This window comes from Acidovorax sp. DMC1, assembly GCF_056314325.1.
Map to the genome: position 1 here is coordinate 218,723 of NZ_JBQUYO010000003.1, position 14,067 is coordinate 232,789.

17 protein-coding genes are annotated in these 14,067 nt (G+C 63.0%); 12 read left to right on the top strand and 5 right to left on the bottom strand.

Going from position 1 to position 14,067, the window contains the following annotated elements; translation table 11 throughout:
• The first annotated feature begins 2 nt into the window (after window positions 1-2).
• The 4 genes from ACT531_RS08325 (at window position 3) to ACT531_RS08340 (ending at window position 3,167) form a co-directional block, all read left to right on the top strand.
• Window positions 3-731, top strand: a complete 729-nt coding sequence (locus ACT531_RS08325; protein WP_209817261.1) for an ABC transporter ATP-binding protein — start codon at window positions 3-5, stop codon at window positions 729-731.
• 208 nt (window positions 732-939) lie between these two features.
• Window positions 940-1,302, top strand: a complete 363-nt coding sequence (locus ACT531_RS08330; protein ID WP_015013099.1) for a DMT family protein — start codon at window positions 940-942, stop codon at window positions 1,300-1,302.
• A gap of 187 nt (window positions 1,303-1,489) precedes the next feature.
• The gene (locus ACT531_RS08335) at window positions 1,490-2,137 is read left to right on the top strand and encodes a DUF47 domain-containing protein (RefSeq protein WP_015013100.1); all 648 of its coding nucleotides are present in this window, start codon (window positions 1,490-1,492) and stop codon (window positions 2,135-2,137) included.
• A gap of 19 nt (window positions 2,138-2,156) precedes the next feature.
• Complete coding sequence (locus ACT531_RS08340) at window positions 2,157-3,167, top strand: inorganic phosphate transporter (RefSeq protein ID WP_056747483.1); 1,011 nt, start codon at window positions 2,157-2,159, stop codon at window positions 3,165-3,167.
• Between the two features lie 127 nt (window positions 3,168-3,294).
• Here the strand turns inward: ACT531_RS08340 and ACT531_RS08345 are convergent, their stop codons facing one another.
• Window positions 3,295-3,741: a TM2 domain-containing protein gene (locus ACT531_RS08345; protein ID WP_476017120.1), complete on the bottom strand. Its 447-nt coding sequence runs from the start codon at window positions 3,739-3,741 to the stop codon at window positions 3,295-3,297.
• 12 nt (window positions 3,742-3,753) lie between these two features.
• A complete protein-coding gene (locus ACT531_RS08350; RefSeq protein WP_476017121.1) occupies window positions 3,754-4,275 on the bottom strand; it encodes an N-acetyltransferase family protein in 522 nt (173 codons plus the stop codon).
• A gap of 144 nt (window positions 4,276-4,419) precedes the next feature.
• Here ACT531_RS08350 and rpsP point away from each other — a divergent pair, with 144 nt between their 5' ends.
• The 6 genes from rpsP (at window position 4,420) to ACT531_RS08380 (ending at window position 8,478) form a co-directional block, all read left to right on the top strand.
• Window positions 4,420-4,671 (top strand): 30S ribosomal protein S16, encoded by a 252-nt coding sequence (rpsP, locus tag ACT531_RS08355; protein ID WP_015013104.1) that lies wholly within the window; start codon window positions 4,420-4,422, stop codon window positions 4,669-4,671.
• A 74-nt stretch (window positions 4,672-4,745) separates the two neighbouring features.
• Window positions 4,746-5,318 carry a ribosome maturation factor RimM gene (rimM, locus tag ACT531_RS08360; RefSeq protein WP_476017122.1) on the top strand — a complete coding sequence of 191 codons (573 nt, stop codon included), beginning with the start codon at window positions 4,746-4,748 and terminating at the stop codon, window positions 5,316-5,318.
• A gap of 29 nt (window positions 5,319-5,347) precedes the next feature.
• On the top strand, window positions 5,348-6,106 hold the full coding sequence (trmD, locus tag ACT531_RS08365; protein ID WP_476017123.1) for a tRNA (guanosine(37)-N1)-methyltransferase TrmD: 759 nt from the start codon (window positions 5,348-5,350) through the stop codon (window positions 6,104-6,106).
• A 128-nt stretch (window positions 6,107-6,234) separates the two neighbouring features.
• Window positions 6,235-6,618: a 50S ribosomal protein L19 gene (gene rplS, locus ACT531_RS08370; protein WP_060986900.1), complete on the top strand. Its 384-nt coding sequence runs from the start codon at window positions 6,235-6,237 to the stop codon at window positions 6,616-6,618.
• A 96-nt stretch (window positions 6,619-6,714) separates the two neighbouring features.
• Window positions 6,715-7,434 (top strand): CoA pyrophosphatase, encoded by a 720-nt coding sequence (locus tag ACT531_RS08375; RefSeq protein ID WP_296336824.1) that lies wholly within the window; start codon window positions 6,715-6,717, stop codon window positions 7,432-7,434.
• Window positions 7,435-7,491: 57 nt separating this feature from the next.
• Window positions 7,492-8,478, top strand: a complete 987-nt coding sequence (locus tag ACT531_RS08380) for a CobD/CbiB family protein (protein ID WP_209817256.1) — start codon at window positions 7,492-7,494, stop codon at window positions 8,476-8,478.
• A gap of 51 nt (window positions 8,479-8,529) precedes the next feature.
• Here ACT531_RS08380 and rsgA read toward each other — a convergent pair whose 3' ends face one another.
• From rsgA to ACT531_RS08395, 3 genes are read right to left on the bottom strand one after another with little or no spacing between them, the layout of a single operon-like run.
• Complete coding sequence (rsgA, locus tag ACT531_RS08385) at window positions 8,530-9,474, bottom strand: ribosome small subunit-dependent GTPase A (protein ID WP_422849014.1); 945 nt, start codon at window positions 9,472-9,474, stop codon at window positions 8,530-8,532.
• Between the two features lie 12 nt (window positions 9,475-9,486).
• Window positions 9,487-9,825, bottom strand: a complete 339-nt coding sequence (locus ACT531_RS08390; protein ID WP_060986897.1) for a 4a-hydroxytetrahydrobiopterin dehydratase — start codon at window positions 9,823-9,825, stop codon at window positions 9,487-9,489.
• Window positions 9,822-11,129, bottom strand: a complete 1,308-nt coding sequence (locus ACT531_RS08395; protein ID WP_476017124.1) for a M48 family metallopeptidase — start codon at window positions 11,127-11,129, stop codon at window positions 9,822-9,824. Before ACT531_RS08395 ends, ACT531_RS08390 begins: the two co-directional genes overlap by 4 nt.
• Window positions 11,130-11,166: 37 nt before the next feature.
• On the opposite strand from ACT531_RS08395, the gene orn reads away from it, so the two are divergent.
• Together orn and ACT531_RS08405 are read left to right on the top strand one after the other, a co-directional pair.
• On the top strand, window positions 11,167-11,760 hold the full coding sequence (orn, locus tag ACT531_RS08400) for an oligoribonuclease (RefSeq protein ID WP_476017125.1): 594 nt from the start codon (window positions 11,167-11,169) through the stop codon (window positions 11,758-11,760).
• Between the two features lie 375 nt (window positions 11,761-12,135).
• Entirely contained in the window at window positions 12,136-14,007 is a 1,872-nt protein-coding gene (locus tag ACT531_RS08405; RefSeq protein ID WP_476017126.1) for a DEAD/DEAH box helicase, read from the top strand.
• Window positions 14,008-14,067 lie beyond the last annotated feature (60 nt).

Consider the following 14,067-nt stretch of genomic DNA (forward strand, 5'->3'; position numbering starts at 1 on the left):
GAATGGCCGAAAAATCCAACAAGGTACTGCTGCAGGTCAAGGGCCTGAAGGTCGCCTACGGCGGTATCCAGGCCGTGAAGGGCGTGGACTTTGAAGTGCGCGAAGGCGAGCTGGTCTCGCTGATCGGCTCCAACGGCGCCGGCAAGACCACCACCATGAAGGCCATCACCGGCACGCTGGCGATGAACGATGGCGACATCGAGTACCTGGGCGAAAGCATCAAGGGCAAGGGCGCCTGGGACCTGGTGAAAAAGGGCCTGGTCATGGTGCCGGAAGGCCGCGGCGTGTTCGCGCGCATGACCATCACCGAAAACCTGCAGATGGGCGCGTACACACGCTCAGACAAAGCGGGCATCCTGGCCGACATCGAGAAGATGTTCACCATCTTCCCGCGCCTGCGCGAGCGCAAGGACCAGCTGGCCGGCACCATGTCCGGCGGCGAACAGCAGATGCTGGCCATGGGCCGCGCGCTGATGAGCCAGCCCAAGGTGCTGCTGCTGGACGAGCCGTCCATGGGCCTGTCGCCCATCATGGTGGACAAGATCTTCGAGGTGGTGCGCGATGTATACGCCCTGGGCGTGACCATCGTGCTGGTGGAGCAGAACGCCAGCCGCGCGCTGGCGATTGCCGACCGTGGCTACGTGATGGAGTCGGGCCTGATCACCATGACCGGCCCCGGCCAGCAACTGCTGAGCGACCCCAAGGTGCGCGCCGCCTACCTGGGCGAATAAGCCGCTGCAGCAAACGCACCGCCCAGTCGGTGCCGCACTCTCTGAAAGGCACTCCAGTGGAGTGCCTTTTTTGTGTCTTCTGCCGGGTGCAGTGGAGAGAATGTTGCTATTAAATGAATAGCTGTCAAGGCATGTAACACCGGCGCGATCGGCTGATTTTGTTCATAATCGATCGATTCGTTCACTCTCTCAGCCCTGACGCCTCACCATGAACGCGCTCCAGTCCCTGCCCATCTCGCTGCAAACGGTGCTGCTGCTCACCGCCAGCAACATCTTCATGACCTTTGCCTGGTATGGGCACCTCAAGAATCTGGCCTCCTCGCCGTGGTACGTTGCAGCCCTTGTCAGCTGGGGCATCGCGCTGTTTGAGTACCTGTTGCAGGTGCCAGCCAACCGCATCGGCTTCACCCAGTTCAACGTGGGGCAGCTCAAGATCATGCAGGAGGTCATCACGCTGGGCGTGTTTGTGCCGTTCGCCGTGTTCTACATGGGTCAACCCCTGAAATGGGACTACCTCTGGGCGGGGCTGTGTCTGGTGGGTGCTGTGTATTTCATCTTCCGGGGTGCCTGACGGGGGAAGGCCGAGACGGGTGTCGCCCCGCCGCCCGTGACCCTGTGCGCAGGGCGGCATGACCGCATGAGGCAGCGGCATCAACCCCCTGCAGGGCGCACGGTTAAACTCGCCGGGTCACGAAAGCGTCATGGTTTTGTCATGGCGCAGCCTTTTCTCACCATTCGTTCCCGATCCAGGAGTCTCCATGCTGTTTGCCAAGCTGTTGCCACGCGAAGGCAATTTTTTCGAAATGTTCAACCAGCATGCGGACCGCATCGTCGAGGCGGCCCGGGCCTTCTCGCAACTGGTGGCCAACTACAGTGACCCGCACCTGCGCGACAAATACAACCAGGATGTGGACAACGCCGAGCGTGCTGCCGACCGCGTGACGCACGAGGTGAACAAGGCCATCCACAAGACCTTCATCACCCCCATCGACCGTGAGCAGATCCACACCCTGATCAACACCATGGACGACGTGGCCGACCTGATCCAGGACTCGGCCGAGACCATGGCGCTGTACGACGTGCGCCACATGACGGAAGAAATCACCCGCCTCACGGACCTGAGCCTCAAGTGCTGCGAGCGCCTGCGCGATGCCGTCAAGCTGCTGGAGAAGATCGCTGACCCGGCCGTGGCCGAGGCCGCGCTCAAGACCTGCGAGGAGATCGACAAGCTCGAATCCGACGCCGACCGTGTGATGCGCAGCGCCATGAGCAAGCTGTTCCGCGAAGAGCCCGATGTGCGCGAGGTGATCAAGCTCAAGGCCATCTACGAGCTGCTGGAGACCATCACCGACAAGTGCGAGGACGTGGCCAACTGCATCGAGGGCATCGTCCTCGAAAATTCCTGAACCCCGCAGGCTGACCAGTATGGAAACCGTACAGACGGCCCTCTGGGTTGTGGTTCTGCTTGTGGCCCTGGCGATCCTGTTCGACTTCATGAACGGGTTTCACGACGCGGCCAATTCGATCGCCACGGTGGTCTCCACCGGCGTGCTCAAGCCGGCGCAGGCGGTGCTGTTTGCCGCCTTCTTCAACTTTGTGGCGATCTTCGTCTTCCACCTCAGCGTGGCGGCGACGGTGGGCAAGGGCATCGTGCAGCCCGGCATTGTGGACACGCACGTGGTGTTTGGCGCCCTGGTGGGCGCGATCACCTGGAACGTGATCACTTGGTATTACGGCATTCCCAGCAGCTCCTCGCACGCCCTCATCGGTGGCATCGTGGGTGCGGTGATTGCCAAGGCCGGTGCGGGGGCGCTGATCTCGGCAGGCATCCTCAAGACCGTGGCGTTCATCTTTGTGTCCCCACTGCTGGGTTTTGCGCTGGGTTCGCTCATGATGGTGGCGGTGGCCTGGATCTTCCGGCGCACGCGCCCGAGCAAGGTGGACAAATGGTTCCGCCGGCTGCAGCTGGTGTCTGCCGGCGCCTACAGCTTGGGGCACGGCGGCAATGATGCGCAAAAGACCATCGGCATCATCTGGCTGCTGCTGATTGCCACGGGGTACTCGTCGGCGTCTGATGCCTCGCCCCCGACCTGGGCCATCATCAGCTGCTACGTGGCCATTGGCCTCGGGACCATGTTTGGCGGCTGGCGCATTGTGAAGACCATGGGCCAGAAGATTACCAAGCTCAAGCCGGTGGGCGGCTTCTGTGCCGAAACGGGCGGGGCGCTGACCTTGTTCCTGGCCACCACGCTCGGCATTCCGGTCTCCACCACGCACACCATCACGGGCGCCATCGTCGGTGTGGGCTCCACCCAGCGTGCCAGCGCCGTGCGTTGGGGCGTGGCGGGCAACATCATCTGGGCGTGGATATTGACCATTCCCGCCAGTGCGTTTGTGGCCGCCGTCGCCTACTGGATCAGCCTGCAGCTGTTCTGATGGGCGATATGCCCAGATGCTTCCGATTGCTATTAAATGGATAGCTTTCAGGGCAAACAGCACTAACGCAAAAGCCCCATTGAATGCGAATTCAATGGGGCTTTTTGTTTGGGTGCCTGTCGGTAGATCACTGAGAGATCTTGCGCGCTTCCTCGATCTGGTATTCAAAGTACCGCTGGAAGCTGAACGCCAGGCTGGCCATCAGCACCGTGGTGCCAATCAGCAGCGACACCACGATGGCGCCCACGGTGATCCATTGCGTCCTGCCCGGTGCGGCATCGGGCGCGGCACTGGGGTTGTAGCGCGCATTCCAGGCCTCGGGCGTCATCAGCGCATACAGGATGGCACGCAGCGCACAGGCGGCAATCGTGAAGCCCAGCAACGGAATCAGCACCCAGCTGTAATGGTCATCCTGGCCGAGTTGTTGCACCCGCTGGATGCCATAGATGCCCAGCGCCGTGGGAATGGGCAGCAGCCAGCCGAGCATGTCAGACAGGCCATGCAGGTAGAAACGGTGCAGGCCCAGGGGCCCGCCCATAAAGGCGAGCCAGGCTGCCACAGTTTTGTTTTTCATGGGGGCGTCGCGTTATTCGGGGGAGGTGGTGTCGCCTGCGCCCAGGGTCTTTTCCATGAGCACGATGTCGCGCCAGGCGCCAAACTTCCAGCCCACCGAGCGCATGATGCCCACGTCGGTGAAACCCATTGCCCGGTGCACGCCGATGGAGCCTGCGTTGGCCGAGTCGCCAATCACCGCCAGCAGCTTGCGCACGCCCACGGCCTCGGCCTGCACGGCCAGCTCGGCCAGCAGCTTGCGGCCCAGGCCCATGCCACGGGCGCTGTCCGCCACGTAGATCGAGTCCTCGGCCGAGAAACGGTAGGCCGGACGGGGCTTGAACCAGTTGGCATAGGCAAAGCCCAGCACCTGTCCATCCTGCTCGGCCACCAGCCAGGGCAGGCCGCGCGCCAGTACGTCAGCGCGGCGGCCTGCCATGTCGGCTTCGGAAGGTGGGTCGATCTCGAACGTGCCCGTGCCGTGGAGCACATGGTGTTGGTAAATGGCGGTAATGGCGGGGATATCGCTGTCGGTGCTGGGGCGGATGGTGGACATTGGAACAAATAGATATAATCGCGGGCTTTGCAGCGTGTCGCTGGCCGGGTGGCCATGTCGCGTGTCTCAAGCGTTGCGAATATGGTTGCGAACACTGTGGCTTACGGCAAATGTTGCCGGAGTTCACCACCCGAAGGATAAATCATGGTCGTCATTCGACTCTCCCGCGGCGGCTCCAAGGGCCGTCCTTTCTTCAACATCGTCGTTGCTGACAAGCGCGTGCGCCGTGATGGCCGCTTCATCGAGCGCATCGGCTTCTACAACCCCACCGCCAAGGAATCCGAAGAAGGCCTGCGCATCGTGCAAGACCGTCTGGCTTACTGGGTGGGCGTGGGCGCCCAGTCCTCCCCCACGGTGGACCGCCTGATCAAGCAAGCCGCCAAGAAGGCTGCTTAAAGCTCCCCGAAAAGGGCGGGTTCCGTCGGCTGGTCTGGCGGAACCCGCCCTTTTCTCATTCTGGATTCACTGCCATGGCCACCACACCACTGACCCTCGAACCCGCAGAACTGCCTGCTGACGCCGTTGAAGTAGGGCGCATTGCAGATGCCTGGGGCGTGAAGGGCTGGTTCAAGGTGCTGCCGCACAGCAGCAATCCCGAGGCACTTTTTTCGTCCAAACGCTGGTACCTGCAGCCGTCCCAGCGCGGGGCCAAGACCTTCAACGGTACCGTGCTGCTGCCCATCCGCCAGGCCAAGGACCATTCGGACTCCGTGGTGGCCTGGGCGCAGGGCATTGACGACCGCAACGGCGCAGAGGCGTTGCGGGGCGCACGGATTTTTGTGCCGCGTTCCAGTTTTCCATCCACTTCGGATGACGAGTACTACTGGGTCGATCTGATCGGCCTGTCGGTATTCAACCGCGAAGGCGTGGCGCTGGGCCAGGTGCGCGAGCTGATGTCCACCGGCCCCCAGACCGTGCTGGTACTGGCTTACGAGCAGGATGGCAAGGCGCAGGAGCGCATGATCCCGTTTGTCTCGGCCTTTGTGGACAAGGTGGATCTGGCCGAGAAGCGCATCACCGTCGACTGGCAGCCCGACTACTGACAGGCGCTCCCCGAGCCGCGCCGCGCACCATGCGCTTTGACATCATCACCCTCTTTCCCGAGCTGTTTGCCCCCTTTCTGGCAAGCGGCGTGACCCGACGCGCCTATGCCAGCGGCCAGGTCGATGTGCGCCTGTGGAACCCCCGGGACTACGCCGACGGCAACTACCGCCGGGTGGATGACCGTCCGTTTGGCGGCGGCCCGGGCATGGTGATGATGGCCGAGCCCCTGGCGCGCTGCCTTGCGGCCGTCCGGGCGGAGCGGGGTGAGCCCGAGGAGGCTCAGGCGCCGGTGGTGCTTTTCTCTCCCATCGGCGAGCCGTTGAACCACGCTGCGGTGGAGCGCTGGTCCGCCAGCGAGGGGGCAGTGTTGCTGTGTGGCCGCTACGAAGGCATCGACCAGCGGTTCATCGATGCCCATGTGGATCTGCAGATGAGCCTGGGCGACTTCGTGCTCTCGGGGGGCGAGATTCCTGCCATGGCCTTGCTGGATGCCGTGGCGCGCTTGCAGCCCGGCGTGCTCAATGACGAGGGCAGCCACCAACTCGACAGTTTCAATCCCGCGCTGGATGGCCTGCTGGACTGCCCGCACTACACCCGGCCGGAAGAGTGGGCGGGGCAGCAGGTGCCTGCCGCACTCTTGTCGGGTCACCATGCGCAGATCGAGCGCTGGCGGCGCGATCAGCGCCTGGCCACCACGGCTCGTCACCGGCCCGATCTCATCGACGCCGCGCGCCAGGCAGGGCGTTTGGCACCCGCCGATGAGGCGGTATTGGCCAAGCTCGGCTGAATTGCTATAATCAAAGGCTTTTCGATCCTCTGGCCGGCCGTTTTGCTTGGGAGTTCTCCCGCAAAACACTGAGACGTCAATCCCGACGCAGCCATTTTTGGCGCGGACAAGATCACTAGGAAACTCACATGAACCTGATCCAGACCCTGGAAGCGGAAGAAATCGCCCGCTTGAACAAGTCCATCCCCGAATTCGCCCCTGGTGACACCGTCATCGTGAGCGTGAACGTGGTGGAAGGTAACCGCAAGCGCGTGCAGGCTTACGAAGGTGTGGTGATTGCCAAGCGCAATCGCGGCCTGAACAGCGGCTTCACCGTGCGCAAGATCTCCAGCGGTGAAGGCGTGGAACGTACGTTCCAGACCTACAGCCCGCTGATCGCCAGCATCGAAGTCAAGCGCCGTGGTGACGTGCGCCGTGCCAAGCTGTACTACCTGCGCGACCGCAGCGGCAAGTCGGCACGTATCAAGGAAAAGCTGCCTTCGCGCGTCAAGGCTGCTGCCACCGCCGCTTAATCCAAGCAAGGCGAGGGCCTGTCCTGACAAGCCGCTACAGCATCAGCCTGTAGCGGCTTTTTGTTTTTGGTCCGTCGACAACCTGTTTCGCTTCTTGTGAACCCTCCTTCTCCTCCTGCCGTCTCATCGGTCATCGCGCCTCTGTCGAGCCTGCCCGACTTTGACCCCCGCATGGTGCCGGTGGTCGGGGTGGATGCGCACCTGCCTGCCGTGCCTCTGACTGCGCAGACGCCCGATGCACTGCGTGCGCGCTTTGCGCAGCCGCCCCAGTGGGAGCCGGAGGTGGTGCTGGAGAAGAAGTTCATGAACCGCGAGCCAGCCCATGCGTCCGTGTTGCTGGCCATCGTCTTGCGCGAGCAACCCATGGTGCTGCTGACGGAGCGCACGGCACACCTGTCCACCCATTCCGGGCAGGTTGCCTTTCCGGGGGGGCGCGCCGATCCGGAAGACGCCAGCCCGGCCGACACCGCCTTGCGCGAAGCACAGGAAGAGGTGGGGCTCGACCGTGCGTTTGTCGAGGTGCTGGGAACCCTGCCCACCTATGTGACCGGCTCATCGTTCATCATCACCCCCGTGGTCGCTCTGGTGCAGCCGGATTGCGTGCTGCAGCCCAACCCGTATGAAGTGGCCGACCTGTTCGAGGTGCCCCTGGCCTTCTTGCTGGACCCGGCCCATCACCGTCGCCACGTGTTTGATCGCGATGGCGTGCACCGCGAGTGGTTCTCCATGCCCTACGAGCAGGGCAACAAAACCCATTTCATCTGGGGTGCCACGGCGGGCATGCTGCGCAATTTCTACCGCTTCATGCAGGCCTGAAGCTGCCGCGCCCGCGATGGGGCGCACCAGGGCGAAGCGCCAGTATCATTGCCCTCCATGAGTTTCTTCGCCATCCTGTTCGCTCTGCTGATCGAGCAGGCACGTCCCCTGGCTCGCAGCAATCCCATCCATGCGGGGCTGCGTGCATGGGCGCTGTCCGTGAGCCGCAATTTCGACGCGGGCAAATCGCACCACGGCTGGGTGGCGTGGAGCCTTGCTGTGCTTGTGCCTGCACTGGTCACACTGGCCATCCACTGGCTGCTGTTGTGGGGGCTGGGCTGGCCGTTTGCAGTGCTCTGGAGTGTGGCGGTGCTGTATGTCACGCTGGGCTTTCGCCAGTTCAGCCACCACTTCACCGGCATCCGCGATGCGCTGGAAGAGGGGGACGAAGATGCGGCGCGCGAGCGCCTCGCGCACTGGCAGCAGGTGGATGTGGGCGCGCTGCCGCGCAGCGAAATCGTGCGCCATGTGATCGAGTATTCGGTGCTGGCCGCCCACCGGCACGTGTTTGGCGTGCTGGCCTGGTTTTCGGTGCTCGCCGCGCTGGGGCTGGGGCCGACGGGGGCGGTGCTGTATCGCCTGGCTGAATTTGTCTCCCGCTACTGGCACTACAAGCAGCGGACCGGTGCCTTACCAGCCAGCGAGTCCCTGCAGCAGTCTTCGGCACAGGCCTGGACGGCGATTGACTGGTTACCGGCGCGGCTCACGGCGCTGAGTTTTGCGGTGGTGGGCAGCTTTGAAGAAGCGATTGAAGGCTGGCGTTTTCACGCACAGCGGTTTCCGAACGACAACGATGGCGTGGTACTCGCCGCGACAGCCGGGGCCATTAATGTGCGCCTGGGCGGTGAGGCGCTGAAGGCGCGCACCGAGTTGCACGCGCCGCAGGGCCTGGAGATCGACGCTGACATGGGCGATAGCGACTCCACCCCCGGCCGCGAGCCGGAAGTGGGCCACCTGCGCAGCGTGGTCGGCCTGGTGTGGCGCTCGGTGGTGGTCTGGATGCTGCTGCTGGCGTTGCTCACGCTGGCGCGCTTGCTGGGCTAGCGGGTCAAAGCTTGTTGGCGCGGCGTAGAGCAGCGCTTCAGGCGGAGGTCCTCAATACCGGGTGTGGCTCAGCTCTTCAAATAAATCGCTATATATTTTGTAGCGCGAGGGGCTTATTCCTCCAGCGCTTGGGCCACTTTTTACAGCATCCAGTACGCCACAGCCCGGTTCATGCAGGTGAGTGCAGTTGTAGAACTTGCAGGCCGTCGCGTGTTCTGCGATGTCGGGCATGCAGGCGGCGAGCTGCATGGGGGCGATATGGTGGAGCCCAAATTCCTGGAACCCCGGCGAGTCGATCAGTGCGGTGGTGCGCGCCGCATCCATCCAGTACCAGTGGGTGCTGGTGGTGGTGTGTTTGCCAGAGTTCAGCGCCTGCGAGATTTCCCCGGTCAGCACAGAAGCGCCGGGCACCAGCAGGTTGATCAGCGTGCTTTTACCTGAGCCCGACGGGCCTAACACCAGCGTGGTTTTACCCTGCAGGTGTTCCATCAGCAGGGCGCGGTCCACATCGCTGGACAGCGCCAGAGACAGCGGCAGCACCCCGTAGTGTTTGCCTGCGCCCATGTGCCGGTAGGGCAGCAGGCGCTCCCATGCGCGGGCAAAGGGTTCAACCAGATCACTCTTGTTGAGGGCAATGATGGGCTTGATGCCCTCAGCTTCGGCCGCAATCAGCGCGCGGGACAACTGGCTTTCTGAGAACACCGGCTCTGCCGCAATCAGGATGAGCACCTGGTCCAGGTTGGCGGCAAACGACTTGGTGCGGATCTCGTCCTGGCGGTAAAAGAGGTTGCGCCGCTCCTTGACCTTTTCGATGGTGCCTTCTTCGCCTTGGCCGGGCGGCGGTGCCTGCCACAGCACATGGTCGCCGACGACGGCCTGGCTTTTTTTGCCACGGGGGTGGCAGATGCGGCGCTCCCCATCCGGGGTCTCGACCATACAGTGGCGCCCATGGCTGGCCACCACGGTACCTTCCATGAGGGCGCTGCGTTCAGCCATGGTGGGCCTGTGTCACAGCGCGACCAGCGCGTCGAACTGTGTGGCGCACTCAAAGTCGGTGCTGGAGATGCCGTGCACGTCGTGCGTGTTCAGCCGTACCACGCAACGGTTGTAGTGCACCGACAGATCGGGGTGGTGGTCTTGCGCGTTGGCGATAAACGCCAGCGCGTTCACGAACGAGATGGTCTCGTAGTAATTGGCAAAGTGGTAGGTCTTCTCGATGGCGACGTTGGCGCCGTCGCCGCTGAGGCTCCAGCCTTCCAGCTTGGCCAGGTTTGCTACGACTTCTGTGGCTGTCAGGGCACGGCGGGTCAGCGTAGACCAGTCTTTTTTCTTCAACATCGTAGTCATGGATGGGCAGAGGTTTGCATGCGCGCCAGCCGTTCGGTGGCCGGTGGATGCGAGTAATAAAACTTCACGTACACCGGATCGGGTGTGAGCGTGGAGGCGTTGTCTTCGTACAGCTTGAGCAGGGCCGACGACAGATCGGCGCCGCTGGCCTGGGCCACGGCATACGCATCCGCCTGGAACTCATGGCGGCGCGACTGCTGCGAGAACAGCGGCGAGACGAAGAAGGTGAATACCGGTACGACCAGCATGAACAGCAGCAATGCCAGTGCGTCATTGGGGGCAGCTGCCATGGCCGGGTCCAGCGAGATATTGGGGCGCACACCCAGCCCGGTGTAAAACCACACCTGGGTGGAGAGCCAGCCCAGCAACGCAAAGCCCGCCAGGCTCAGCGCAAACATCATCACGACGCGTTGGACGATGTGGCGGTGTTTGAAGTGGCCCAGCTCATGGGCCAGCACGGCTTCGACCTCGCCGGGGGCCAGCTGACGCAGCAGAGTGTCGTAGAACACCACGCGCTTGGCGGCACCAAAGCCCGTGAAGTAGGCGTTGGCGTGGGCACTGCGGCGGCTGCCGTCCATCACAAACAGGCCCTTGGCCGAGAAGCCGCAGCGCTGCATGAGTGCCGTCACGCGGGCTTTGAGCGATTCATCTTCCAGTGGCTGGAATTTGTTGAACAGCGGTGCGATGAAGGTGGGGTAGATCACCATCAGCAGCAGGTTGAAACCCATCCAGAAGCACCAGGCCCACAGCCACCACAGCGGGCCTGCAGCGCCCATCAGCCAGAGGATCAGTGCGGCAATCGGCAGCCCGATGAAGGCGCCCACCAGCAGGCCCTTGAGGGCATCCGCCAGCCACAGGCGCCAGGTCATCTTGTTGAAGCCAAACCGTTCTTCCACCACGAAGGTCTGGTACAGCGACAGGGGCAGGTCGATCAGTCCGCTGATGGCAGCAAAGGCCACCAGCAATGCCATCTGTTGCCACATGCCGCCACCCAGTGCGCCAAGCAGCGCTTGGTTCAGTGCATCCAGGCCGCCGAGCAAGGTCCAGCCCAGCAGCACTGCCGCGCCCAGCGCCATCTCCAGCATGCCCAGGCGGGCTTTGGTGATGGTGTAATCAGCCGCCTTCTGGTGTGCGGCCAGCGCGATGCGTTCGGCAAACGGGGCGGGGACTGCAGTGCGGTGGCGGGCTACATGCCGGACCTGGCGTGTCGCCAGCCAGAACTTGAGGGCCAAGCCCAGCAGCAGCGCGGAGGCAAAGGCCAGGGTGAGCAGCAAAGAGGGGGAAATGTCGTCAGAGGTGGGCATGTGCGGCGAGTTTAGGCCATCGGCGACAATGCGCGCCATGTCAGAAGCCAACAACCCCACCCCTGCCACGCTTGCCAAATCCGACCAGAACCTGGTCTGGCTGGACTGTGAAATGACCGGCCTGGAGCCCGACACCGACCGCCTGCTGGAGATTGCTGTGGTCGTGACCGGCCCGAGTCTCGAACCCCGCGTTGAAGGTCCCGTGTTTGCCATTCACCAGTCGGACGAATTGCTGAACAAGATGGATGCCTGGAACAAGGGAACGCACGGCCGCAGTGGCCTGATCGACAAGGTGAAGGCGTCCACGGTGACGGAGGAGGAAGCGGAGCAGAAGATCCTCGCCTTCCTGGCCCAGTACGTGCCCAAGGGCACTGCGCCCATGTGCGGCAACAGCATTGGCCAGGACCGGCGTTTCCTGGTGCGCTACATGCCCAAGCTCGAAAAGTTCTTTCACTACCGCAACGTGGATGTGAGCACGCTCAAGGAACTGGCCAAGCGCTGGAAGCCCGAGGCCTACACCAGCTTCAAGAAGGCGCAAAAACACACGGCGTTGGCAGATGTCCATGAGTCCATCGACGAACTTGCACATTACCGCCAGCACCTGTTGGCGGTGGAGGCGAAAGCGCCTTGAGTTGCCGGTGCGAGGTGGGGCAAGAATCCCCCGTGGCGCCGATCTCAACGCGCTTGCTTCGCCGGGGCAGCATCGAATTCTTCGTATCTGGAAGCCTCCTCTAGCGATGCGCAGGGGATGGGCTTGCGGGGAAACCCTTAACCGTGCGATAATCTACGGCTGCGCAGGAAATCCTCGCAGTTTGTGCATCTCCCCTCACACACCGGGCTTGCCAGCCGACTGTCTTAGACAGTGCTGGACTAGCGAACAACGCCCACCCGCACCGGCCTCTACCGAGAGAGCCAACGCAGGTTTCGTTTGATGGTTGATGTTTTTTAACCATTGACGAAGCCCCTCGCAGGCGCTGCCTGCGATCGTCTTCGTGAGAGAAAAATCATGACCGACACCTCTTTGGTGCAGGGCGAATTCGCGCCTGCCGATACTTCCTTTGCTGCCGACGTTTCCGTGCAGTCTTCCCCTCTGGACGCCGTGATGGCATCTGCCATTGAGGCCGATGCCGCTGTGACCGCCGAACCCAACGGTTTTGTGGAGCTGGGCCTGGCGCCTGAACTCGTTCAGGCGGTGGCCGACCTAGGCTATACCCAGCCCACGGGCGTTCAGCTCAAGGCCATTCCCCTGGCCATGGGAAGCGGCAACGACTCCACCAAGTTCATCGACCTGATGGTTTCCAGCCAGACCGGCTCGGGCAAGACAGCTGCCTTCCTGTTGCCCGTGCTGCACACCCTGATCAAGCAGCAGGCCGCCGCCGAAGCTGAAGAACGCGCTGCTTTCGAGCGCGCTGTTGCAGAGGCTGCCGCCCGTGGCGAACCTGCACCGAAGCGGGCCAAGCGCAAGGACCCCACCAGCTCGCGCAACTTCAAGGCAGCGACCCCTGGTGCGCTGATTCTGTGCCCCACGCGTGAACTGGCGCAGCAAGTTGCGCACGACGCGATCGACCTGGTCAAGCATTGCCGCGGCCTGCGCGTGGCCAACGTCGTGGGTGGCATGCCTTACCAACTGCAGATTGCCAAGTTGCAGAACGCCAACCTCGTGGTGGCAACCCCTGGCCGCCTGCTGGACCTGCAGCGCTCGATGCAGATCAAGCTCGACAAGGTGCAGTTCCTGGTGGTGGACGAAGCCGACCGCATGCTCGATCTGGGCTTCTCGGACGATCTGGCAGAACTGAACCAGCTGACCAGCCAGCGCAAGCAGACCATGATGTTCAGCGCGACTTTTGCCCCGCGCATTCAGCAACTGGCCATGCGCGTGATGCACGACGGTGGTTCGTCGGTGCAAAAGGTGACCATCGATTCTCCGCAAGAGAAGCACGCCAACATCAAGCAGGTGCTGTACTGGGCTGACAACGCCCAGCACAAGCGCAAGATGCTCGACCACTGGTTGCGTGACACCACGATCAATCAGGCTATCGTCTTTGCCAGCACCCAAGTGGAGTGCGATGGTCTGGCCAACGACCTGCAGCAAGACGGTTTCTCCGCCGTGGCGCTGCATGGCGCCCTGAGCCAGGGCCTGCGCAACCGCCGCCTGATGGCGCTGCGCGCGGGTCAGGTGCAGATCCTGGTGGCGACCGATGTGGCTGCCCGTGGCATCGACGTGCCCACCATTACCCACGTGTTCAACTTCGGCCTGCCCATGAAGGCTGAGGATTACACCCACCGCATCGGCCGTACTGGCCGTGCGGGCCGCGATGGCCTGGCCGTCACGTTTGCCGAGTTCCGCGATCGCCGCAAGATCTACGACATTGAGTCGTACAGCCGCCAGCAGTTCAAGGCCGAAGTGATTCCGGGCATGGAGCCTTCGCAGCGCGCCCCGCAGGCGCCTCGCGGTGGGGACTTTGGTGGTGGCCGTGGCCGCTCGTATGACAACCGCGACAACCCATCGCGTGGCCGTTTCGGTGGTCCCGCACGCGGTGGCAACGACCGTGGTGGTTTCGGTGGTGGCTTTGGCGGCGGTTTTGCCGGCCGTGACAATCGAGGCGTACCTGCCCGTGGTGAAGGCGGCGGTTTTGCAGGCCGCGACGATCGCGGCGGTGATCGTGGTTTTGCCCCACGCCGTGACAGCGAGGGTTATGGCCGCAAGCTTGGTTTTGGCGACACAGGCCGTGGTGGCTTTGCTCCCCGTGGCGACGCGGGTGCACCGCGCGGTGATTTCGCACCCCGCAAGCCCGCGTTTGCCAAGCCTGCTGGTGGTGGCGGCAAGCCTTTCGTGGCCCACGACGCCCGCAAGCGTCCTGCTCGCCCGGCTCGCTGAGCGTTGAGGGTTAATGGCGCTAGTTAGCTAGCTAGTGCCGCTCCTGTTGCAAAGGCTGGT

Excerpts from the sequence above, each read along its gene's own strand:
- ACT531_RS08345 (WP_476017120.1), bottom strand. The coding sequence starts at position 3,741 with ATGAAAAACAAAACTGTGGCAGCCTGGCTCGCCTTTATGGGCGGGCCC.
- ACT531_RS08330 (WP_015013099.1), top strand. The coding sequence starts at position 940 with ATGAACGCGCTCCAGTCCCTGCCCATCTCGCTGCAAACGGTGCTGCTG.
- rsgA (WP_422849014.1), bottom strand. The coding sequence starts at position 9,474 with ATGGCTGAACGCAGCGCCCTCATGGAAGGTACCGTGGTGGCCAGCCAT.
- ACT531_RS08325 (WP_209817261.1), top strand. The coding sequence starts at position 3 with ATGGCCGAAAAATCCAACAAGGTACTGCTGCAGGTCAAGGGCCTGAAG.
- rpsP (WP_015013104.1), top strand. The coding sequence starts at position 4,420 with ATGGTCGTCATTCGACTCTCCCGCGGCGGCTCCAAGGGCCGTCCTTTC.
- ACT531_RS08380 (WP_209817256.1), top strand. The coding sequence starts at position 7,492 with ATGAGTTTCTTCGCCATCCTGTTCGCTCTGCTGATCGAGCAGGCACGT.
- ACT531_RS08335 (WP_015013100.1), top strand. The coding sequence starts at position 1,490 with ATGCTGTTTGCCAAGCTGTTGCCACGCGAAGGCAATTTTTTCGAAATG.
- ACT531_RS08340 (WP_056747483.1), top strand. The coding sequence starts at position 2,157 with ATGGAAACCGTACAGACGGCCCTCTGGGTTGTGGTTCTGCTTGTGGCC.
- ACT531_RS08395 (WP_476017124.1), bottom strand. The coding sequence starts at position 11,129 with ATGCCCACCTCTGACGACATTTCCCCCTCTTTGCTGCTCACCCTGGCC.
- ACT531_RS08390 (WP_060986897.1), bottom strand. The coding sequence starts at position 9,825 with ATGACTACGATGTTGAAGAAAAAAGACTGGTCTACGCTGACCCGCCGT.
- ACT531_RS08350 (WP_476017121.1), bottom strand. The coding sequence starts at position 4,275 with ATGTCCACCATCCGCCCCAGCACCGACAGCGATATCCCCGCCATTACC.
- orn (WP_476017125.1), top strand. The coding sequence starts at position 11,167 with ATGTCAGAAGCCAACAACCCCACCCCTGCCACGCTTGCCAAATCCGAC.
- rplS (WP_060986900.1), top strand. The coding sequence starts at position 6,235 with ATGAACCTGATCCAGACCCTGGAAGCGGAAGAAATCGCCCGCTTGAAC.
- rimM (WP_476017122.1), top strand. The coding sequence starts at position 4,746 with ATGGCCACCACACCACTGACCCTCGAACCCGCAGAACTGCCTGCTGAC.
- ACT531_RS08405 (WP_476017126.1), top strand. The coding sequence starts at position 12,136 with ATGACCGACACCTCTTTGGTGCAGGGCGAATTCGCGCCTGCCGATACT.
- trmD (WP_476017123.1), top strand. The coding sequence starts at position 5,348 with ATGCGCTTTGACATCATCACCCTCTTTCCCGAGCTGTTTGCCCCCTTT.